The sequence below is a fragment of the Caballeronia glathei genome (assembly GCF_000698595.1).
Taxonomy (GTDB): Bacteria; Pseudomonadota; Gammaproteobacteria; order Burkholderiales; family Burkholderiaceae; genus Caballeronia; species Caballeronia glathei.
The window spans coordinates 1-314 of the sequence record NZ_JFHC01000344.1 but is presented as its reverse complement, the minus strand read 5'-3'; the positions used below and the strand labels follow the sequence as shown (position 1 = coordinate 314).

The following is a 314-nucleotide window of genomic DNA, read 5'->3' as shown; positions in this document are numbered from 1 at the left end:
ACCCCCTTTGGCCCTGCCGTGTCTTCGGACACGCAGGGCCTTTTTCTTGTTTCAACCATTCCCTTTCTATACGGAGTTATCTCATGGACATCACTTCCATCCAATCGAAGGTCATGCTCTGCTCGGTCACGATTTCCATCTGGGTCGCCCGCCGTTTCGACGGCAAGGTCACGGAGGAGGTCGAGACCAAGCACCATGCTAAGGGCATCGGCAGATTCAACAAGCGCCTGCTCCCCGAGCACGCGCCGAGTTTCGCCGAAGTCGTGACGCTGGCCGGGCGCATCCGCTCGTACTTCTACGACCACACCCTGAAG

1 pseudogene is annotated in these 314 nt (G+C 58.3%); it reads left to right on the top strand.

Annotated elements, in window-relative coordinates:
* Positions 1 to 83: 83 nt before the first annotated feature.
* Positions 84 to 314 (top strand): annotated as a pseudogene (locus BG61_RS39060) (hypothetical protein); the annotation flags it as partial.